Raw genomic sequence first — 21,530 nt, forward strand, 5'->3', positions numbered from 1 at the left:
CATGATAGCACATACTTTTCACTATATCATTCAGACCCGTAAGCTATTTTTAGCCCTTATTGATTCCCTGACAACCGAAGAACTAAACTTTATTCCTCAGGGATTCAATAATAATATCATCTGGAACTTTGGTCACATCGTAGTCAGCACACAATCCCTATGCTATGTCAGAACCGGGATACTACCTGACGCTTCTTCTATAGCATACAATGAGGATTACAAAAAAGATACAAAACCTACGCGTCCTGTATCCAAAGAAGAAATCGAAGCGTTAAAACTGTATGCGCTGGAAACCATTTCCAAACTGGAAAAAGATTACCATAATGGGGTATTTTCCAGTATACAACCTTTCTCGACAAGTACATATGGTACCGAAATGAGTACAATAGAAGAAGTACTGACGGTGACACTTGCACATGACAATCTTCATTGGGGATATGCAATGGCTCAGCGCCGAATGATCAAAAATAAGTAAACAACCTAATAACAAAATATTAAAGAATTAAAACAATGGCAAATTATTTCAACACATTACCACTTAGAGAACAATTGAACCAATTGGGCGTAGCCGAATTCATGGACAGCACTGAATTCGCTGATGGTGTAGAGGCTTTAAAAGGTAAAAAATTGGTAATTGTGGGATGTGGTGCTCAAGGTTTAAACCAAGGACTGAATCTGAGAGACAGCGGTTTAGATGTTTCTTACACATTACGTAAAGAAGCAATTGAGCAAAAAAGAGACTCCTGGAAAAATGCAACGGACAATAACTTCACTGTAGGAACTTACGAAGAACTGATCCCTACAGCTGATGTTGTCATTAACCTTACACCAGACAAGCAACATACTTCTGTTATCAAAGCAGTAATGCCATTGATGAAACAAGGAGCAACATTATCTTATTCTCACGGCTTTAACATCGTAGAAGAAGGAACACAGATCCGTAAAGACATCACTGTTATTATGGTCGCTCCTAAATGTCCGGGATCAGAAGTACGTGCAGAATACCTGAGAGGATTTGGTGTTCCTACATTAATCGCCGTTCACCCGGAAAATGATCCGCAGGGAAAAGGTCTTGCTGAAGCAAAAGCATACTGTGTAGGTACAGGAGGTCACCGTGCCGGAGTATTACGTTCTTCATTTGTTGCAGAAGTAAAATCTGACCTTATGGGTGAGCAAACTATTCTTTGTGGTTTGTTACAGACAGGTTCTATCCTTTCATTCGACAAAATGATCGAAAAAGGCATTGATGCAGGATACGCATCCAAACTGGTACAATATGGAGTAGAAGTCATCACAGAAGCCTTAAAACAAGGTGGTGTTACAGCGATGATGGACAGATTGAGCAACGTGGCTAAGATCAAAGCATTTGATATTGCTGAAGAATTGAAAACAATCATGCGCCCGTTGTTCCAGAAACATCAGGATGATATTATGTCCGGCGAATTCAGCCGTGTCATGATGGAAGACTGGGCTAACAATGACAAAAATCTATTAGGATGGAGAGCAGCCACAGGTGAAACTGCATTCGAAAAAACACCTGCAGGAGATGTCAAAATCGGAGAACAGGAGTACTTTGATAATGCGGTATTTATGGTAGCATACATCAAAGCCGGTGTTGAACTGGCCTTTGAAACAATGGTAGAAGCCGGCATCAAACCTGAATCTGCATACTACGAGTCTTTACACGAAACTCCTTTGATCGCTAATACAATTGCACGTAAAAAATTATTCGAAATGAACAGAGTAATCTCTGATACAGCAGAATATGGTTGTTATTTATTCGATCATGCTTGTAAACCATTATTAGCTGATTTCATGAAAACAGTTAATACAGACATTATTGGAAAGAATTACAATGAAGGTAAAGATGGCGCGGTAGACAACAGAGAGCTGATCGCAGTGAACGAAGCGATCCGTACGCACCCTGTAGAAATCGTCGGTGCAGTGCTAAGAAAAGCAATGACTGCGATGAAAACAATTAAAACTGTTTAAATTTTTGTAATTTAGACTATTAAATAAGGGGTGAAATTACAAAATTCGGATTTCACCCCTTATTAAATTGATAAAATTAAAGAGAGAACGAGAAATGTCAAAAACATTAGTAGAAAAGATTTGGGACGCACATGTCGTCAAGCGCGAAGAAGGATTTCCGGATATTCTATACATAGATACCCATTTGATCCACGAGGTTACCTCTCCTCAGGCTTTTGACGGCTTGCGCAAAAGAGGTATTCCTGTCTTTAGGCCACAACAAACGGTAGCTACTGCCGACCACAATGTCCCAACACTCAATCAGCATCTGCCTATACAAGAAGAATTATCCCGCTATCAGGTGGATATGCTATCCAAAAATTGTGCAGAATTTGGAATTCAGCTTTACGGACTGGGACATCCTTTTCAGGGAATCGTCCATGTGATCGGACCGGAACTGGGTATTACGCTTCCGGGCAAGACAATGGTTTGTGGAGATAGTCACACCTCTACGCACGGAGCTTTCGGAGCAATTGCATTTGGTATCGGAACTTCTCAGGTGGAGCAGGTATTTGCAACACAATGTCTGTTACAGCAAAAACCAAAAACGATGAAAATCGAGGTGAACGGAACCTTGCAAAACGGTGTTGGTGCAAAAGATATCATCCTCTACATCATTTCTAAAATCTCTGCTGCAGGTGGAACAGGTTACTTTATCGAGTATGCTGGTTCTGCAATCCGTGAATTAAGCATGGAAGCACGGATGACCATCTGTAACATGAGTATAGAAATGGGAGCACGTGGCGGACTTATAGCCCCGGACCAGACTACTTTTGATTATATAAAAGGTCGTGAATTTGCGCCTAAAGGTGAAGAATGGGACAAATCATTAGCCTACTGGCAGACCTTATACAGCGATGAAGATGCCCAGTTCGACAGCGTATTGACCTTCAAAGCAGAAGATATTGCCCCTATGATTACCTACGGTACAAATCCGGGTATGGGTATGGGTATACGCGAAAGCATTCCTCCTACTACAGCACAGCCGGAAACAGAACAGCCTTCGTACAAAAAAGCGCTGGAATATATGGGATTTGCAGATGATGCTCCGGTATTAGGCAAACCTGTAGATTATGTATTTATCGGAAGCTGTACCAATTCCCGTATAGAAGACCTGCGTGAAGTAGCGTCATTTGTAAAAGGAAAACAAAAAGCGCAAGGTGTGGAAGTATGGATTGTACCGGGCTCAAAACAAGTAGAAAAACAAGCCATCGAAGAAGGTTTGGATAAAATTTTTGAAGCTGCAGGTTTCCAGTTACGTGAACCGGGATGCAGTGCCTGTCTGGGAATGAATGAAGATAAAATTCCTGCCGGAAAATACTGCGTATCTACCTCCAACCGTAATTTCGAAGGTCGTCAGGGACCGAATGCCCGCACTATGCTCGTATCCCCTCTTACAGCAGCAGCAGCAGCAGTAACAGGAAAAATAAGTGATGTCCGGGAATTAATTTAAGGCTGGAAAATAAAAAACAGATGAAAAAATTTGAAAAACTAAATTCAACGGTAGTTCCTCTGCCTATTGAAAATATTGATACAGACCAGATCATCCCTGCCCGCTTTTTGAAAGCAACGACCAGAGAAGGTTTTGGAAATAACTTATTCCGCGACTGGAGATTCGACAGCGATAATCAGCCAAAAGCAGATTTTGTGATGAACAATCCTACTTATAAAGGAAAAATTCTGGTTGCAGGTAAGAACTTTGGTTGCGGTTCCAGCCGTGAACACGCAGCATGGGCTATACAAGATTATGGATTTGATGTTGTCATCAGTTCATTCTTTGCCGACATTTTCAAAGGAAATGCGCTGAACAATGGGGTACTGCCGATTCAGGTATCCGATGAGTTTCTGGAAACGATTTTTGAAACAGTAACCAAAAATCCGGATACAGAAGTCATTGTAGATCTTGAAAATCAGACCGTCACATTAGTAGAAAACGGAGCACAGACTTCTTTTGAAATTAATCCTTACAAAAAGTCCTGCCTGATCAACGGTTACGATGATATTGACTTTATCCTTAACCAAAAAGAATTGATCGAAAAATACGAATTATCAAAATAATGATGTCAAATCCTGTCGTCCATATTGCCAATTTAACTGTCCAATACCCTAATCAATCGGTATTGCAGAGTTTGAATTGGCAAATTGAACAGGGCGAAAATTGGTTAATAGGAGGAAAAAGCGGATCCGGTAAGACAACCTTAGCATTAGCTATTGCTGATCAGGTACAATTCAGCGGAAATGTCAACATTCATTTTGACAGTGCCAGCCTCCTTCCTGCAAAAACACTATACGTCTCTAACTGGTACCAGTTTACCAATCTAGAAGGAGACCGTAATTTTTACTATCAGCAACGATACAACAAACATCAGGGCAACGATACACTGACCGTATATGCCGAATTTATGCATTACGGAAAACAGGAAAATCTGAATCCTGAAGATCTGGAGGTTTACCTCCGCAAATTTGGTTTTCAAAACCAGAAAAACACACAATTAATCGAATTATCGAGCGGAGAACACAAAAAACTCCAATTGATAAAAGCTCTGTGGCTGCAACCGCAGATATTGATTATAGATCAGCCTTATACTGGTCTGGACAAACAGTCCCGCAATGAACTGAATAATGTATTCAATCAGTTGACGTCTAAGGGAGTTACGCTTATTCTGATCTCCAACGATGAAGAACACCCGGCCTGTATCAATCGTTTCGCCGAAATACAAGAAGGACAGTTAGAAATTAGAAGCAGCGCTTCAGAAATCTCCAGAGAGGCTGAACGTATCAGCAAACCTCTACCAGGATTTCTGCAACAACCTCCTAAAGTCACATCAGACATCATGGTAAGCATGCGCAATGTGACCATCCGGTACGACGAAAAAGAAGTTCTCAAAAATATAGATTGGGAAGTCCGCACAGGAGAAAAATGGCTGTTGCAGGGACATAACGGTTCCGGAAAATCAACACTGCTCAGTCTGATCAATGGTGACCACCCGCAGGCCTATGCCAATGATATCACCCTCTTTGGTAAAAAAAGAGGCTCAGGTGAAAGCATCTGGGAAATTAAAGAACACTTAGGGATTATTTCTCCTGAGATGCACTGGTACTTTGACGCAACCGCAAAGGTATGGCAAAGCATAGCATCCGGATTTTTTGATAGTGTAGGATTATTTCGGGATCTGAGCTTCGAAAAACAAAGAAAAGTAGATGAGATTTTAGCTTTTTTTGATTTAAAAGAATACAAAAATCAGCTGCTGTCTACACTCCCGTTAGGCAAACAACGGTTAGTATTGCTGGCACGAACCATCATCAAGAATCCCGAACTGCTGATTCTGGATGAACCTTGTCAGGGTCTGGATTATGAACAGACCAAACAATTCAATGCAATTGTAGATGAACTCTGTTCGCATGGCAATACACTGATCTATGTCGGGCATTTTGAGACACAACTGCCTTCCTGTATTGACAACAGAATAATTTTAGAAAACGGAAAAGTAAAAGCTGTAGAAACAGCATTAGAAAACGCATAACATGAAAAAAAATATATTGATTATCCCTGGAGACGGGATTGGTCAGGAAGTCACGACCTGGGGTAAGAAAGCATTAGAGAAAGTTGCACAAAAGTATGGACACGATTTCATCTTCGATGAAGCCATTATGGGTCATACAGCAATTGAAGCAACTGGCGATCCGCTGCCGGCAGAAACACTGGAAAAAGCAAAATCCAGTGATGCTATTCTTTTCGGAGCTATCGGTCATGCTAAATACGATAATGACCCTTCAGCAAAAGTACGTCCTGAACAAGGGCTGTTAAAGATCAGAAAAGAATTGGGTCTGTATGCCAATTTACGACCTATCCTTCTGTTCGACGAACTGTTAGATGCTTCCAGTCTGAAACCTGAAGTGTTACGCGGAACAGACATTCTGTTTTTCAGAGAATTGACGGGAGATGTATATTTCGGAGAGAAAAAAAGAAACGAGGACAACACATTTGCTTCAGATCTGATGAATTACCATCGCTACGAAGTAGAACGTATAGCACGTAAAGCGTACGAAGCAGCGCGTACCCGTAGCAAAAAGTTGTGCTCCGTAGATAAAGCCAACGTATTGGAAACCTCCCGTCTGTGGAGAGAAGTCGTACAGGAACTGGCAAAAGAATATTCGGACGTAGAGACTGAACATATGTTTATTGATAATGCAGCGATGCAGCTTGTCAAAAATCCGAAAAAATTTGATGTTGTACTTACAGCTAATCTTTTCGGAGATATTCTGACAGACGAAGCTTCTCAGATCGCAGGATCAATGGGCATGCTGGCATCAGCATCTGTAGGAGACGGCACTGGCTTCTTCGAACCTATACATGGCTCTGCACATGACATCGCCGGACAAAACAAAGCGAATCCCCTGGCTTCTATTCTGTCTGCAGCGCTCATGTTAGACATCAGTTTTGGTCTTCAGACAGAAGCGAAAGAGCTGACACAGGCTGTAGCTGACACCCTCAAAGCAGGATGGAGAACAGGAGATATTGCAAATGCTTCCACGCCTGAAGACAAACTATTGGGCACGAAAGAAATGGGTGCAAAGGTATTAGAGTTTATTAAATAGAATTAATCAAGGTCAAACATAAAAACTTAAAAGTATGTTACACGATCCAAATCATTTATACATTTTCGATACGACTCTTCGCGATGGCGAACAGGTACCGGGATGTCAGTTAACGACACCTGAAAAGATTGAAATTGCCAAAGATTTGGAAAAACTAGGCGTCGATGTTATCGAAGCCGGTTTTCCAGTATCCAGTCCCGGTGATTTTCAATCCGTAGTCGAGTTGTCAAAAGCAGTAAACGATGTCATTATATGTGCACTGACCCGTGCCAATAAAAACGATATCGATGTGGCTGCTGAGGCGCTGAAATTTGCAAAAAGACCACGTATTCATACAGGTATCGGCTCATCAGATCTGCATATCCAATATAAATTCAACAGCACACGTGAAGAAATTCTGGAACGCGCGGTATCTGCAGTCAAACATGCCAAATCCTATGTGGAAGATGTAGAATTCTATGCGGAAGATGCAGGACGTGCAGACCTGGAATACTTAGCAAAAATGGTAGAAGCCGTGATTGCTGCAGGTGCTACTGTCGTCAATATACCGGATACAAACGGATATTGTCTGCCTGATCAGTATGGCGCGAAGATCAAATTCTTAAAAGAAAATGTAAAGAATATTGATCAGGCCATTATTTCTGCACATTGTCACAACGATTTAGGCCTCGCTACCGCCAATTCTATCGCTGCTGTACAAAACGGTGCCCGTCAGGTAGAATGTACCATCAACGGTATAGGTGAACGTGCCGGAAACACTTCTCTGGAAGAGGTAGCCATGATACTGAAAGTACACAACCAGGTATTTGGAGGGCTGACTTCCAACATTAATAGCCAGATGTTTACCTACATCAGCAGAAAGGTAAGTGAAATGATGAACATGCCTGTACAGCCGAATAAAGCTATCGTAGGACGTAATGCATTTGCACACAGTTCAGGTATTCATCAGGACGGTTTCCTTAAACATAGAGAAACATATGAGATTATCCGTCCGGAAGATGTAGGACTTTTAGAGGCCGACATTATCCTGACAGCTCGCTCAGGTCGTCACGCCTTGAAACACCACCTGGAACGCCTTGGCTATCAACTGGAAAAAGAAGAATTAGCACTTACTTACCAACGTTTTTTAGTGCTGGCTGATGCAAAAAAAGACATTTGTGATGAAGATTTAGTCACACTGGTCACTTCCAAGCAAGGTTAAAAACAGATGAAACTATAATCGTCATTGTGTAACATATGCGGCAACCTCTTAAAGAACTTACTTTAAACAGTTGCCGGAATACATGCACAATGACGGTAATCTTTACAATCCGTCAACCTTGACTTTTTATTTTTTACTTTTCACCTATACAATGAGTTTCGATCTATCAACCCTAAACATAAACTCAGAACAGACGTTAGAACAGATAAAAGATGTGGTTAACAGAACCCCATTACAATACAATCAACATCTTTCTGAAAAATACCAAGCCGAAGTCTATTTAAAACGTGAGGATCTGCAGATCGTCCGTTCCTACAAATTACGCGGTGCTTACAATAAGATCGTCAGCCTTTCGGAAGACGAAAGAAACCGTGGTGTCGTATGTGCAAGCGCCGGCAATCATGCGCAGGGCGTTGCCTTCTCCTGTCGAAAACTCAATATTAAAGGCGTAATATTCATGCCCGGACCTACTCCGAAGCAGAAAATATCACAAACTGAAATGTGGGGAAATGGCAATGTAGAGATTGTATTAACAGGAGATACCTTTGATGATTGTCAAAAATCAGCATTGACCTATGCAGAAGAGCATGGCATGACCTTTATTCCGCCTTTTGATGATCTCAAAGTAATAGAGGGGCAAGGTACCGTAGCCGTAGAAGTACTTCAGGAGCTTCCTGATCTGGATGTTGTTTTTATTCCTATAGGTGGCGGAGGACTTGCAGCAGGTGTGAGCCACTACCTCAAAGGAAAGGACAATGCGATCAAATGCTTTGGGGTTGAGCCCGAAGGAGCTCCTTCTATGCAAGCCGCATTAAGCGCCGGAGAGCCGGTGGAACTAGGTCAGATCAACAAATTCGTTGATGGAGCCGCAGTCAAAAAAATTGGAGCGACAACATTCGAAATAGCCCGTCAGCTACTTGATGATACGCGTTCTATACCGGAAGGAAAAATCTGCACCTGTATACTTGAACTCTACAACAAAGATGCCATTGTAGTAGAGCCAGCAGGAGCCCTTTCCGTAGCAGCATTAGAATTTCATAAAGAAGAAATAAAAGGCAAAAAAGTAGTTTGCATTATCTCAGGAGGGAATAATGATATTGACCGGATGAGTGAAATTAAAGAACTTTCTCTGCTTTATGAAGGATATAAACACTACTTTATTGTCAGATTCCCGCAACGTCCGGGAGCACTGAAACTCTTTGTTTCCGAGGTTTTAGGTCCAAAAGATGACATTACACGTTTCGAATTTATTAAGAAAACAGAACGTGAAAGAGGGCCTGCTCTTGTAGGTATAGAACTCAACAAACCTGAAGATTATCAATCGCTTATTGACAGGATGAAAGAATATAAGTTTGATGTTATAGAAGTCAATAAAGACCAGACATTGTTCGAATATCTCGTTTGATCCACAACAGATATTTCGTTAATAAATAATGGGGCTGTCCAAAGTTGGATAGCCCCATTTTTATGCGATTCTCAAAGGGTTTGACTTGACTTTTTATACACGCTCCTTTTATTATTTGATAAACCAATTCCCTCTCCTTTTTAAGGAGAACCTGTTCCGACATGTCGGAAGGGTTAGGGTGAGGTTTTTGCAGTTTTATAATTAACCTCTCTGCCCTTCGGGCATCTCTCCTTTAGAAGGAGAGAAAAGTTATGACAAAGTAACACAGCTATATGTTTCTTTCGTGTACAAAAATTTAATGATCTGATCTTAAAAATATTTTCTTAACTTCAACCTATCAAACTGTATATTAGAACACTATGAAAACACAAGCAATCTTATTATTCTTCGTATTACTGGGTGCTACAGCATTCGGGCAGACAGACAAGAGCAAACGTCCAAGTCCTCCGGACAGTGTCAGAATCACGACAGACGACGGCGTTACAATAGCTGTAAATTACAGTCGGCCTTCACTGAAAGGTCGTCAGATCGGTGTCGATGTGGCACCAATAGGCAAAGTATGGCGCACAGGAGCGAATGAAGCCACCACTTTTGAAGTCAATAAGGATGTATCCATAGAAGGTCAGGAACTCCCTGCCGGAAAATACAGCCTTTACAGCATTCCCGGAGAACAGCAGATCACATTGATCTTTAACAAAACCTGGAATCAGTGGGGTACTAAATATGAGCAGAGTGAAGATGCGCTCCGTGTAGATGTTACGCCTACCGCGGCAGATGCGGCACAGGAACAGTTTAAGATCAGCGCAGATAAATCCGGAAAAGTACAGTTAATCTGGGGCGAGCACGCCGTTCCGTTTACAGTAAAAGCCGTCAAATAATCTGACTCACATGAATAAAAGCAGCAGGCAAAAAAATCTTGATATCTTTTTGCCTGCTGTTCATTTTCTTCTCTTCTGTACTTTTTCTCAACCTCTTCGGGAAACTTTTCAGATCGCCTGAAAAAATCATCAAAAAAGTACTTTTCTAAATAAAAGTATTGCAAATCTCATCTTAAATTTAGTATTCAAAAAAAACAGCAAAAAACCGAATTTTAACTGCGTTTTTTTGTCTATATTTTGTCATCAATTTTTACAAGTTTTACCTGTAGAAATTACTCCACAAAATTAATTTTAAAGTTATCCACATTCTATATATATACTGAAAAACAAACGGTTACTACAAAAAACAAACACAGGAACGCAGTTTATACAGTTTGTTTTGATCTAGTGTGGAAAAGTATCATTACCCCTCCTATTTAAAATAGTTGATATTTGTTCAGGTCAAGAGGAAATACCCTCCTGACTATACGTTTTCATCATCTTCAGACACTAACTTATCACCTGAAGTGAAGGTCTGGCTTTTAACTTTAATATCATGGCAAGAATCATCAAATTTGAAAAAAATGACTGTGCACCATGTGCACAAGTATCGGCATACCTCGATCAGAAAGGTATTCAGTACGAGACTATCAATCCTTTTGATCAGCCAGAGTTAGCTGTCAAGTTTAAAGTTCGTACTGTTCCTACCGTCATCGTATTGGAAGACGAAGAGATCAAAAGCCGTATCATTGGATTTAAGCCGGAAGAATTAGCGTCTATTGCACAATAAATAGCAGGTATAATCTAAACCACATACTGCTATGGTACACATCTACTACGACTCTAAAACCGGCAACGTACAACGTTTTATGGACAAGTTAACCCAGATCACCGGTTGGCAGGGACATAAGATCTCAGAAGATCTGGAAGTAAAAGAACCCGGACATCTGGTCACGTTTACCACCAATTTCGGACAAGTCCCGGAGCAGACGCTGTTATTTATGAAAAGAGCATCTGCAATGATCAACTCCGTTACATCTAGCGGAAACCGCAATTGGGGTAGAAATTTCGGTCTTGCAGCAGACAAAATAGCTGCAGACTTTGACATCCCTCTGGCATTCAAATTTGAATTGTCAGGAACGATGGAAGATATTAATCAATTTATTGACATCATAAAGAATCATAACTATGATAGCGAACGAGGTAGCAAAAAGCTGGATATTGCTTAATAATGAAATCATGATCAAACATGATGACGAGTATAGCTTAGATAAAGACAAAGAAGCTGTACGCGCCTATTTCTTGGAATATGTCAACAAGAATACGGTATTCTTCTATACATTGAAAGAGAAGATTGATTATCTGATTGAACAGAATTACTACATCAATTTTTACGAATGGTTCACATTCGAACAAATGGAAGAGGTGTTTAATTTTGTATACGCTAAGAAATTCCGCTTTCAATCCTTCATGAGTGCATTCAAATTCTTTCAGAGTTATGCACTGCGTGATGATTCAGGTGAAAAATTCCTGGAGCGTTACGAAGACCGCGTAGTGGCGGTAGCGCTATTCTTAGCACGTGAAGAAGGTGTCGCTAAAGCGATCGAATATGCCGAGATATTTATCAATCAGGAATATCAACCTGCTACCCCGACTTTCCTGAATGCCGGTAAAAAACGTTCCGGAGAGCTGGTATCCTGTTTCCTTGATGAAATCGGTGACAACCTTAACGGTATCGGTTATGCTGTAGATTCTGCAATGAAATTATCATCAATCGGTGGTGGTGTCTCTTTCAATATTTCCAAAATCCGTGCTCGTGGTGAAGCGATCAAAGGTGTGGAAGGAAGAGCAGGAGGTGTACTTCCGATCATGAAGATCATGGAAGACACGTTCTCATACGCTAACCAGTTAGGACAACGTCCTGGTGCCGGAGCCGTATACCTGAATATCTTTCACTCGGATATTGAAGAGTTTCTGGATTGTAAAAAGATCAACGTTGACGAAAAAGTACGTATCAAATCGCTGTCTATCGGTATCATCGTTCCTGATAAATTCATGGAACTGGCTGAAAAAGACGAAGCAGCTTACCTGATCTATCCGCATACCGTAATGCAGGAGTATGGTCAGTATCTGGACGAATTAGATATGGATCTGATGTACGAGGAACTGATTACCAATCCAAACATCAAGAAGAAAAAAATCAATGCACGTCACTTACTGGTGAAAATTGCACAAACGCAAAAAGAATCAGGATATCCTTATATCTTCTTCAAGGAGAATGCAAATCGTGAGCATGCCCTGAACGGATTGGGTAAAGTGAAATTCTCTAACCTGTGTACAGAGATCATGCAGGTATCAGAAGTTTCAGATATCAACATCTACGGTAAAGAAGATACCATTCGTTATGGCATTTCCTGTAACCTGGGCTCGTTGAACGTAGCAACAGTAATGGACAACAAACGCATCAAAGAAACTGTTAAAACAGCAATGCGCGCCCTGACAGTTGTATCTGATGTAACAGATATCGAGATGGTTCCATCCATTGCCAAAGCAAACCGCGAATTACATTCCGTAGGTCTGGGAGCAATGAATCTGCACGGATTCCTGGCAAAAAGCTTTATCATGTACGAATCTGACGAAGCATTAGATTTTGCGAATACGTTCTTTATGATGATGAACTACTATTCTCTGGAAGCCTCTATGGAAATTGCCAAAGAACGTCAGAGAACATTTGTAGGATGTGAAAAATCAGCATATGCAGACGGTACTTATTTCGACAAATACCTGAACAGAGACTATATGCCTAAATCGGACAAAGTCAAAGAACTATTCGAAGGTATGCATATCCCTACTATTGAAGATTGGGCACAACTGAAAGAACAGGTAAAAGAACATGGTGTATACCACGCTTACCGTCTGGCAATCGCACCTAACCAGTCTACATCATATATCATGAATGCGACTGCATCAGTAATGCCGATTGTAGATATTATTGAAGTACGTGAATACGGAGACAGTACAACCTACTATCCGATGCCATACCTGACAAACGACAACTACTTCTACTTCAAATCGGCATACGATATGGACCAGATGAAAGTATTGCGTCTGATCTCGGTTATCCAGCGTCATATTGATCAGGGAGTATCTACTATCCTTCACACGAACTCGAAAGATTCGACACGTGATCTGGCAAAATATTATATCTATGCACATAAATTAGGATTGAAATCCCTTTATTATACACGTACACGTAAATCTACTATCGATGAGTGTGTATCATGTTCAGCATAAAAGTTTAAAAAGTACTTAACTCATACAGAAGCTGAATATCAACGACAACAGTCGTTAGTATTCGGCTTCTTTTAACGAATACCACCATGAACAGAAAAATTAGAGCGGTAAACTGGAATACCCCGGACAATGATTATGCATTAATGTTCTGGGAGCAGAATATAAAACAGTTCTGGATCGATACCGAATACATTCCTTCAAAAGATATTGACAGCTGGAAAGGTCTGAGCTGGGATATGAAAGAATGTTACAAAAAAGCATTAGGCGGACTGACATTATTAGATACATTACAAAGTCACACCGGAATGCCGAAAATCATTGATCATATCGATTCTTTGCAGAATAAAGCTGTATTGTCTTATATGTGTATGATGGAAGCAATCCATGCCAAATCATATTCTACTATTTTCACGACCGTATCTACGACAAATGAAATCAATGATGTGTTCGGATGGGTAGAGCAGAATAAGCATCTTCAGTTTAAAGCGCAGACTATCGACAAATATTACCGTTCTATTGATAAAGAAGATCCTACTGACGAAGAATTGTTCATGGCTCTGGGAGCTTCTGTACTATTAGAATCATTCCTGTTCTACTCCGGTTTCTTCCTGCCACTTTGGTTATGTGGACAAGGTCAGATGGTAGCTTCAGCAGATATCATCAAGAAGATTATTGCAGACGAATCTATCCACGGTGTATTCGTAGGATTAATTGCACAGGATATTTTCAGACGTATTCCAAATAAAGAAGAAGTTAAAGCCCGTTTTCTTACCCTATTAAACGAGCTTTATGAAAATGAATTAAAATACACAGAAGAAATCTATACAGTTGTAGGATTAACAGCAGAAGTAAAAGAATATGTACGTTACAATGGTAACAAAGCGTTGATGAACTTAGGTTTCGATCCGATTTTTGAAGTAAAACAAGTCAACCCAATTGTTCTGAATGGTTTGAATACAGAGACAACACAACATGACTTCTTCTCTAAAAAATCAACGAATTACGAGAAAGCAACTGAAATCGTACACTTGATGAATGAAGATTTCCAGATGGATGCAACAGTAAATGTATAACCATTTACATAAATTTATAACAGAAAAAGCCACTATATGTAGTGGCTTTTTCTGTTATAATAAAGTCTTCCTTATCCCGATACTGATTTAAAGATCAGGTCAGCGGCCAGTTTCGCCGTCCTGTTATCCACATCAAATACAGGATTAAGTTCAGCAATATCATAGGATCTTAACTTGCCACTGTTCAGAATAGTATTAAACAGCTTAAAAAAATGCTGATCCGGTAAAATTCCACAAAAAGCAGTAGCACTTACTCCCGGAGCATATGCTGCAGCAAACACATCCAGATCGATCGTCATATAAATACAGTCTACTTTTGCAATAAACTGTTCCAACTGAAGAAGTATATGTTCCTGTTGAAAAGAATTCCCCATCTCATCAGCAGTGATATAAGTGGCACCAAACTCATTTGCTGTCTCAAACAAAACCTTTGTATTGCTGATTTTCTGAATGCCAAGTGCCAGATAATGTAATTGTTTACCCTGCTTGTGCAAATCCTCAGCTATCTGAAAGAAACCTGTGCCCGAAGTTGCAATCCCGTCTACAGGTTCACGTAAATCAAAATGTGCATCAAAATTAATAATACCGATTTCCTTCAATTTTCCGACAGATTGAGATACACCCTGAAAATGTGCGTAGGTGACTTCATGTCCACCCCCCAGTACAATCGGAAAACCGCCAAGCTCCAAAACCTGTCGAATCACTAAACTGAGCTGTTGCTGCGCCCGCTCCAGATTACCTGCTGTACACAAGATATCCCCTCCATCATACACAGTTACCTCTGCACCATGATGTACAGGAAGATTACGCAGTACCTCGCGGATAGATTTTGGTCCCTGTACAGCACCCACCCGTCCTGAATTACGTCTTACCCCTTCATCACTACAGAATCCAAGCAAGACATAGCTTCCTGGTGACAGCTTCACTTCACCCGAAAGATCAATACATTGAACAACCTGATGCCAACGCAGATAAGCATCATCAGAGCCATCAGTCCTTCCCTGCCACAAAAGGGCATTCCCGGGCTGGTAATCTTCGTTCTGTAAATATCCCATACTACCTGACCTTTAGAATAAATGATCAATAACAGCATCATCCACCAGGGAAGCGCGCGTAATCTGCAACTGCTTGGAACGTTGCAATTCACGTTCTATCGCAGATAAGGCTTCCGGATTGCGAGCCCAGGCACGTCTGGCGATACCGTTATTTACATCAAAAAATAACATCTGTACTAATTTTTCATCAGCCTCAGAAGTTCCGTCAAGAACCATTCCGAATCCGCCATTGATCACTTCTCCCCAACCGACACCTCCACCATTGTGAATAGAAACCCAGCTTGCGCCACGGAAACTATCACCAATCACATTATGTATCGCCATATCTGCAGTAAATTTACTGCCATCATAGATATTGCTCGTCTCTCTGTAAGGAGAATCCGTACCGCTCACATCGTGATGGTCCCGTCCAAGAACTACCGGAGCAGACAACCGCCCGATTCTCACTGCCTCATTAAATTTCTGCGCAATTTTTATCCTTCCTTCCGCATCCGCATACAATATACGAGCCTGAGAACCTACCACAAGTTTATTCGCCTGTGCAGCCTTAATCCATTGTATATTATCTTCCAGCTGCTGTACGATATCCTGAGGAGCATCGGCCTGCAACTCCTGCATAACCTCAAGTGCCAGTTGATCCGTCAATTGAAGATCAGCTTCAAGCCCTGAGGTACACACCCATCTGAATGGCCCGAAACCATAATCAAAACACATAGGCCCCAAAATATCCTGTACATATGAAGAGTACCTGAAATCTGTACCATTTGCTGCAAATACATCTGCACCTGCCCGACCGGATTCCAGAAGAAACGCATTTCCATAGTCGAAGAAATATGTTCCTCTTCCGGTATGCTTATTGATCGCTTCCACATGTCTTACCAGTGTTTCTTTTACCTTCTGCCTAAACAGCTCCGGTTCCTCTGCAAGCATACGGTTTGCATCTTCAAAACTAATTTCCACCGGATAATAACCACCCGACCAGGGATTATGCAGAGAAGTCTGATCACTGCCAACTGTCACAAAGATTTCTTCTTCATAAAATCGTTCCCACAGATCCACCACATTACCAATATAGGCTAATGAAACGACCTCCTGCTGCGCTATTGCCGATTTTAATCGCACAACCAGTGTATCGATATCCTCATATAATTCATCCACCCAACCCTGTTTATGTCGCTTGTGAGCAGCATCCGGATTTACCTCTGCACACACCGTAATACAGCGGGCAATATTTCCGGCCTTTGGCTGTGCGCCGCTCATTCCTCCCAGACCAGATGTCAGAAAAACTTTTCCTTTCGTGTCTTCGCCTGCTTTCAGCTTTTTACGCAATGCATTCATTACCGTGATCGTCGTGCCGTGCACAATACCCTGCGGACCGATATACATATAAGATCCTGCAGTCATCTGTCCGTATTGCGTGACTCCTAAGGCATTATAACGTTCCCAATCATCCGGTTTAGAATAATTAGGTATCATCATACCATTTGTCACGATGACACGCGGAGCAAAAGCGGAGGAAGGAAACAAACCCATCGGATGTCCGCTATACATATGCAGAGTCTGGTTATCTTCCATATTCGCCAGATATTGCATTGTAAGTCTGTATTGTGCCCAGTTCTGAAACACAGCACCGTTACCCCCGTACGTAATCAGTTCCTCCGGATGCTGCGCCACGGCAGGATCCAGATTATTCTGAATCATCAGCATAATAGCAGCCGCATGACGGCTTTTAGCAGGATATTCCGTTACAGGTCTTGCATAGAGATCATAAGAAGGCATAAAACGATACATATAAATACGCCCGTACTGTTCAAGTTCTTCTAAAAATTCTTTACCCAATACAGCATGCCATTCTTTTGGAAAATAGCGCAATGCATTCCGCAAAGCAAGTTTCTTTTCTTCTTTATTCAGTATATCCTTACGCTTTGGCGCATGGCTCACTTTACTATTTCTGCTTCTTTCTACCGGCAATTCCGCTGGAATACCTTGTAAGATCTCTTCCTGAAATGTCATCTCTCTGGTTTTTATTTATGATCAAAAACAACTGCTCCATCTATCCACACCTGTACAGGTTCCAACCGACCCTGATGGTATGTAATCTCTTTAATGCTATCTGTAGGGAACAACACAAAATCCGCTTTAGCACCTTTGGACAACATGCCCCGATCGGACAATCCCAAAGCTGCTGCAGCTCTGTATGTTACCCCGGCAAACACCTCCGCATTGCTAAGTTTCTCAAAACAAGCCAGTACAGATGCCTGAGTCAGCAAATGTCCCATTGGAGCTGAACCGGGATTCCAGTCTGTGGCAATAGCCAGACTTGCACCTGCATCCAGCAATCTTCTTGCCGGTGTAAAGGCACAGCCTATCCCCATAGATGCCCCCGGTAAAGCAACAGGAATAACATCTGAAGCAGCCAGCAACTCAATTTCGGCAGTTCCCGAACTCTCCAGATGATCGGCACTCCTAGCTGCAAATGCAACAGCGACTTCACTTCCTGAAGTACTGAACTGATCCGCATGTACCGTGATATCAAAACCTAAAGCCTTGGCAGCCTCAAAATACGGCTTGATCTGCTCCTTAGAGAAAGCACTTTTCTCGACAAATGCATCAATTCGATTGCTCAGCTGTTCCTCCTGGAGAACAGGGAATAACTCATTGACAAGTATTTCTAAATACGCTTCATGACTCCCTTCAAAGTCCTTTGGTAAAGTATGTGCAGCCAGACAGGTAGGAATCAGCTTTGCTTTGCAGGTTTTAGCAGCCTGCTTGATAGCACGTAAAATCTTAAGCTCTTCTTCCACATTCAGCCCGTATCCGCTCTTCACTTCAATAGTTGTGACACCCTGACGGATCAAGACCGCTGCCCGTTCCAGAATAAGATCTATCAAATCAGCTGCAGAAGCTGCACGCGTATCCTTGACTGTACTCCAGATACCACCTCCGCTCTCTGCAATTTCCAGGTAAGAACTTCCCGCATTGCGAAGGGCAAAATCGTTCGCACGGGTACCGGCAAATGCAATATGTGTATGCACATCAATCATTCCGGGGATCACGACAGTATCCTCTTCTATAAGCGTTAGCTCCAGATCCCGATATTGCGATTCGGACCGCAGCAATTCAAAATCAGCAATACGTGCTATCCTGTCTCCTTGGATAAGAATACCGGCATTTTTTTCAATATGAAGTTGCTGATCTTGCAGGGCACCTTTTAACGGCAGACCGGTCATAGTCAGCACTTCTCTGAATGGCCCTACAAGACGATATTGATTTTCGTAGTTCATATCCTTAAAATTCATCAAATAAATTACTTCCCTTACCCGGATAAGGTTTATTTTCCTGTTTTGCTGCTGCTCTTGCTACAGCTACCAGTTCACCGGAGTATGTCAGTGCCTGTGCTGTTTCCATAATTTCTGACATAGCCTGATCTTCTTCCAGATGAGGAATTGCTGACCGCACATGTGCGTGTACAGCTTCCACAACAGGTGTAGGTTTCAGCGGATGATGGAAATCCAGCGCTTGTGCAGCACACAATAGTTCTATACTCTGTATCTTTTGCACATTATCCAGCACTTGCAGCAATTTCCTGCCTCCTATAGACCCCATACTCACATGATCCTCCTGCCCCAGAGATGTCGGAATACTATCTGCGCTTGACGGGAAACAAAGTCCTTTATTTTCGCTTGCAAGAGCAGCTGTAGTATATTGCAAAATCATAAAACCAGAGTTCAGTCCCGTAGAACGCAGCAGAAGCTTAGGAACATTAGGCGTATCGCCTTCCAATGATAAATATACTCTTCTATCCGCAATATTTCCGATTTCGGAAGCTGCCAGACAGGCATAGTCTATGACCATTGCCAAAGGCTGCCCGTGAAAATTTCCGCCGCTGATGGTCAGATCTTCATTAATCAGCACAGGATTGTCCGTTACAGAATTGATTTCCGTTTCCACCAGTTCTTTCAGATGCAGCCAGGCAGTACGTGAAGCACCATGAACCTGAGGAATGCAGCGAAGGGAATAAGGATCCTGTACGCGCGAACAATTGGCATGAGAGGTGACAATCTCAGACCCTTCCAGTAAATGATAAATGGTATCTGCGACAAATTGATTACCCGCATAAGCTCTTAGCTCGTGTAATTCCCTGAAAAATGGTTTTATCGATGCATTCAGTCCTTCCAGCATCAAAGCGGCTATCAAATCCGCCTGCATCAGTACCTGATGAAACTTTTCTACCCCTTTGACAGCATGAGCCGCAATAAATTGCGTTCCATTGATCAGTGCAAGACCTTCTTTTGCAGCCAGGTGCAACGGTTCTGCGCCAAATGTAGCAAGCACCTCTCCTGTTGCACGTATCTCACCTTTGTAATGCACCTTCCCTAAACCGATCAGAGGCAGAAACAAATGTGACAAAGGAGCCAGATCTCCTGAAGCACCTACAGATCCCTGCTTAGGAACAACCGGAATTACATCATGTTCAATATGCCAGATAATACGATCAATGGTACTTTCCTGAATTCCTGAGAATCCCTTGGCCAAAGCATGCGCTTTCAGAATCAGCATGAGTTTAGATAATTCAACATCAATAGGCTCTCCCACTCCAACAGCATGACTCTTTAGAATATTTTCCTGCAGCAATCGGGTATCATCACGACTGATCAACGTAGTACAAAGCGGTCCGAAACCAGTGTTAATACCGTAAACAATACGATCTGAAGACACGATCTTTTCTACTAATCCCGCACTCTTCCTGATCCGCTCACGACTTTCCTCAGTAAGTATACCTGTATATTGTCCATTGCTTATCGCCAAGGCTATAGAAACCTTTAGATGATCTTCTCCGTAATGAAATAGTGGCTTAATCATATCGTTATGTAGTTTTTATAATAGATTATATGCATACAGTATAATAAATATGCATAACTATAAATTGTCCTTTATCAAATTTACCTGCTATATTTGATAATTAGAAATACCAATATTATCAACAATTGATAACTATGAGTAATCAAATAGAACTAAGACACCTAATCTATTTCCGTACACTTGCGGAAGAATTGCATTTCAGGAAAGCTGCCGAACGCTTATTTATTTCCCAGCCGGGGCTGACCCGGCAGATCAAACAGATGGAAGAAATATATGGCGCCGTTTTATTTGAAAGAGGAAAACGATCCGTGCAACTCACAAATGCAGGTCAATATCTCAAATCAGAGGTTGACATTCTGCTTAATCAACTGGATAATATCAAAACCCAAATTAAAAAGAGAGCAGAAGGCAAAATCACAGAGCTATCCATTGGTTTTATCGGTTCAGCAGCCCAAAGCATCCTGCCCGATCTGCTTTATCGGCTGGATCAGGAACATCCTTTGATTGAAGTCGCCATGAATGAGCTTCCCAATAACACACAGGTTGAATACCTGCTGCATAATAAACTTGATTTTGGTTTTGTTCGGATGGACACTCCCAGCAGCGGATTAGTTCTGAAAAAAATCACAGAGGAACCTTTTTCACTGGTTATTCCCAAAGATTATCCTATTCAGCAAGACAACTTCCATTCCCTGCAGCAGTTCAGGGATGAAGCTTTTATTTTATTTTCAAGAGATTACAGTAATGCTTATTACGAATTGGTTATGAGCATATTCGGGGATCATGGATTTGTGCCCAATGTACATCACAAAACAGTTAACGCACTTAGTATATTCAAATTAGTAGAAAAGGGTCTGGGTGTAGCTATAGTCCCCAGCTCTCTCCGGATTGGCTATGATGTCCCCGTCAATTTTATTGATCTGCAGGATATTCCGCAACGTAGTCAACTGTCGTTAATATGGAATCCAAAAAACAGAAATCCGGGTATTCCGGCACTACTATCTGTACTGGAACACTACTTTTTATAGAAGACCAGCGCCTTCAGATGCTTTTCTCTGCCGGAGTAAAATAGTGCAATCGATTGATCAGCAACGGACTGCACAAAATTGAAAACAGATTAGATATATTTGGTTTTCAAAGTTCCAAAACCTA

18 protein-coding genes are annotated in these 21,530 nt (G+C 41.6%); 14 read left to right on the top strand and 4 right to left on the bottom strand.

Annotated elements, in window-relative coordinates; all coding sequences use genetic code 11:
* Nucleotide 1 precedes the first annotated feature (1 nt).
* From B4B65_RS17170 to nrdF, 13 genes are all read left to right on the top strand, one after another.
* Nucleotides 2–475, top strand: a complete 474-nt coding sequence (locus B4B65_RS17170; protein ID WP_293917245.1) for a DinB family protein — start codon at nt 2–4, stop codon at nt 473–475.
* A 35-nt stretch (nt 476–510) separates the two neighbouring features.
* Nucleotides 511–1,992 (top strand): ketol-acid reductoisomerase, encoded by a 1,482-nt coding sequence (gene ilvC, locus B4B65_RS17175; RefSeq protein WP_115168659.1) that lies wholly within the window; start codon nt 511–513, stop codon nt 1,990–1,992.
* Nucleotides 1,993–2,086: 94 nt separating this feature from the next.
* A complete protein-coding gene (gene leuC, locus B4B65_RS17180; protein WP_201680696.1) occupies nt 2,087–3,484 on the top strand; it encodes a 3-isopropylmalate dehydratase large subunit in 1,398 nt (465 codons plus the stop codon).
* 20 nt (nt 3,485–3,504) lie between these two features.
* The gene (gene leuD / locus B4B65_RS17185) at nt 3,505–4,089 is read left to right on the top strand and encodes a 3-isopropylmalate dehydratase small subunit (protein WP_003011456.1); all 585 of its coding nucleotides are present in this window, start codon (nt 3,505–3,507) and stop codon (nt 4,087–4,089) included.
* Entirely contained in the window at nt 4,089–5,555 is a 1,467-nt protein-coding gene (locus B4B65_RS17190; RefSeq protein WP_293917251.1) for an ATP-binding cassette domain-containing protein, read from the top strand. The genes leuD and B4B65_RS17190 overlap by 1 nt, the downstream gene beginning before the upstream one ends.
* A 1-nt stretch (nt 5,556) precedes the next feature.
* Entirely contained in the window at nt 5,557–6,630 is a 1,074-nt protein-coding gene (leuB, locus tag B4B65_RS17195) for a 3-isopropylmalate dehydrogenase (RefSeq protein ID WP_293917253.1), read from the top strand.
* A 34-nt stretch (nt 6,631–6,664) separates the two neighbouring features.
* Nucleotides 6,665–7,831 (top strand): 2-isopropylmalate synthase, encoded by a 1,167-nt coding sequence (locus tag B4B65_RS17200; RefSeq protein WP_115168656.1) that lies wholly within the window; start codon nt 6,665–6,667, stop codon nt 7,829–7,831.
* Nucleotides 7,832–7,982: 151 nt separating this feature from the next.
* Nucleotides 7,983–9,236, top strand: a complete 1,254-nt coding sequence (ilvA, locus tag B4B65_RS17205) for a threonine ammonia-lyase IlvA (RefSeq protein WP_349681233.1) — start codon at nt 7,983–7,985, stop codon at nt 9,234–9,236.
* A 359-nt stretch (nt 9,237–9,595) separates the two neighbouring features.
* Complete coding sequence (locus B4B65_RS17210; RefSeq protein ID WP_201680699.1) at nt 9,596–10,114, top strand: DUF2911 domain-containing protein; 519 nt, start codon at nt 9,596–9,598, stop codon at nt 10,112–10,114.
* Between the two features lie 535 nt (nt 10,115–10,649).
* Complete coding sequence (locus tag B4B65_RS17215) at nt 10,650–10,883, top strand: glutaredoxin family protein (protein ID WP_003000813.1); 234 nt, start codon at nt 10,650–10,652, stop codon at nt 10,881–10,883.
* A 31-nt stretch (nt 10,884–10,914) separates the two neighbouring features.
* The gene (nrdI, locus tag B4B65_RS17220) at nt 10,915–11,322 is read left to right on the top strand and encodes a class Ib ribonucleoside-diphosphate reductase assembly flavoprotein NrdI (RefSeq protein ID WP_201680700.1); all 408 of its coding nucleotides are present in this window, start codon (nt 10,915–10,917) and stop codon (nt 11,320–11,322) included.
* Nucleotides 11,282–13,387 (top strand): class 1b ribonucleoside-diphosphate reductase subunit alpha, encoded by a 2,106-nt coding sequence (gene nrdE / locus B4B65_RS17225; RefSeq protein ID WP_201680701.1) that lies wholly within the window; start codon nt 11,282–11,284, stop codon nt 13,385–13,387. The genes nrdI and nrdE overlap by 41 nt, the downstream gene beginning before the upstream one ends.
* Nucleotides 13,388–13,473: 86 nt before the next feature.
* Nucleotides 13,474–14,460: a class 1b ribonucleoside-diphosphate reductase subunit beta gene (gene nrdF, locus B4B65_RS17230; RefSeq protein ID WP_003000821.1), complete on the top strand. Its 987-nt coding sequence runs from the start codon at nt 13,474–13,476 to the stop codon at nt 14,458–14,460.
* A gap of 71 nt (nt 14,461–14,531) precedes the next feature.
* Here the strand turns inward: nrdF and hutG are convergent, their stop codons facing one another.
* From hutG to hutH, 4 genes are read right to left on the bottom strand one after another with little or no spacing between them, the layout of a single operon-like run.
* Complete coding sequence (gene hutG, locus B4B65_RS17235) at nt 14,532–15,515, bottom strand: formimidoylglutamase (protein WP_293917260.1); 984 nt, start codon at nt 15,513–15,515, stop codon at nt 14,532–14,534.
* A 12-nt stretch (nt 15,516–15,527) separates the two neighbouring features.
* Nucleotides 15,528–17,528 carry a urocanate hydratase gene (locus B4B65_RS17240; RefSeq protein WP_293917262.1) on the bottom strand — a complete coding sequence of 667 codons (2,001 nt, stop codon included), beginning with the start codon at nt 17,526–17,528 and terminating at the stop codon, nt 15,528–15,530.
* Between the two features lie 11 nt (nt 17,529–17,539).
* Nucleotides 17,540–18,799, bottom strand: coding sequence for an imidazolonepropionase (gene hutI / locus B4B65_RS17245; RefSeq protein WP_293917264.1), 1,260 nt, complete (start codon nt 18,797–18,799; stop codon nt 17,540–17,542).
* A 4-nt stretch (nt 18,800–18,803) separates the two neighbouring features.
* Nucleotides 18,804–20,378, bottom strand: a complete 1,575-nt coding sequence (hutH, locus tag B4B65_RS17250; protein WP_293917266.1) for a histidine ammonia-lyase — start codon at nt 20,376–20,378, stop codon at nt 18,804–18,806.
* 134 nt (nt 20,379–20,512) lie between these two features.
* Between hutH and B4B65_RS17255 the strand changes: the two genes are divergently transcribed.
* Nucleotides 20,513–21,406, top strand: coding sequence for a LysR family transcriptional regulator (locus tag B4B65_RS17255; RefSeq protein WP_293917268.1), 894 nt, complete (start codon nt 20,513–20,515; stop codon nt 21,404–21,406).
* The last annotated feature ends 124 nt before the right edge of the window (nt 21,407–21,530 follow it).

The organism is Sphingobacterium sp. UBA5789 (genome assembly GCF_002418355.1).
Classification (GTDB): Bacteria; Bacteroidota; Bacteroidia; order Sphingobacteriales; family Sphingobacteriaceae; genus Sphingobacterium.

Coding starts and splice junctions, on each gene's coding strand:
- leuB (WP_293917253.1), top strand. CDS start 5,557: ATGAAAAAAAATATATTGATTATCCCTGGAGACGGGATTGGTCAGGAA.
- nrdI (WP_201680700.1), top strand. CDS start 10,915: ATGGTACACATCTACTACGACTCTAAAACCGGCAACGTACAACGTTTT.
- hutH (WP_293917266.1), bottom strand. CDS start 20,378: ATGATTAAGCCACTATTTCATTACGGAGAAGATCATCTAAAGGTTTCT.
- hutG (WP_293917260.1), bottom strand. CDS start 15,515: ATGGGATATTTACAGAACGAAGATTACCAGCCCGGGAATGCCCTTTTG.
- B4B65_RS17190 (WP_293917251.1), top strand. CDS start 4,089: ATGATGTCAAATCCTGTCGTCCATATTGCCAATTTAACTGTCCAATAC.
- B4B65_RS17255 (WP_293917268.1), top strand. CDS start 20,513: ATGAGTAATCAAATAGAACTAAGACACCTAATCTATTTCCGTACACTT.
- B4B65_RS17215 (WP_003000813.1), top strand. CDS start 10,650: ATGGCAAGAATCATCAAATTTGAAAAAAATGACTGTGCACCATGTGCA.
- ilvC (WP_115168659.1), top strand. CDS start 511: ATGGCAAATTATTTCAACACATTACCACTTAGAGAACAATTGAACCAA.
- ilvA (WP_349681233.1), top strand. CDS start 7,983: ATGAGTTTCGATCTATCAACCCTAAACATAAACTCAGAACAGACGTTA.
- leuD (WP_003011456.1), top strand. CDS start 3,505: ATGAAAAAATTTGAAAAACTAAATTCAACGGTAGTTCCTCTGCCTATT.
- nrdF (WP_003000821.1), top strand. CDS start 13,474: ATGAACAGAAAAATTAGAGCGGTAAACTGGAATACCCCGGACAATGAT.
- B4B65_RS17240 (WP_293917262.1), bottom strand. CDS start 17,528: ATGACATTTCAGGAAGAGATCTTACAAGGTATTCCAGCGGAATTGCCG.
- hutI (WP_293917264.1), bottom strand. CDS start 18,799: ATGAACTACGAAAATCAATATCGTCTTGTAGGGCCATTCAGAGAAGTG.
- B4B65_RS17170 (WP_293917245.1), top strand. CDS start 2: ATGATAGCACATACTTTTCACTATATCATTCAGACCCGTAAGCTATTT.
- leuC (WP_201680696.1), top strand. CDS start 2,087: ATGTCAAAAACATTAGTAGAAAAGATTTGGGACGCACATGTCGTCAAG.
- nrdE (WP_201680701.1), top strand. CDS start 11,282: ATGATAGCGAACGAGGTAGCAAAAAGCTGGATATTGCTTAATAATGAA.
- B4B65_RS17210 (WP_201680699.1), top strand. CDS start 9,596: ATGAAAACACAAGCAATCTTATTATTCTTCGTATTACTGGGTGCTACA.
- B4B65_RS17200 (WP_115168656.1), top strand. CDS start 6,665: ATGTTACACGATCCAAATCATTTATACATTTTCGATACGACTCTTCGC.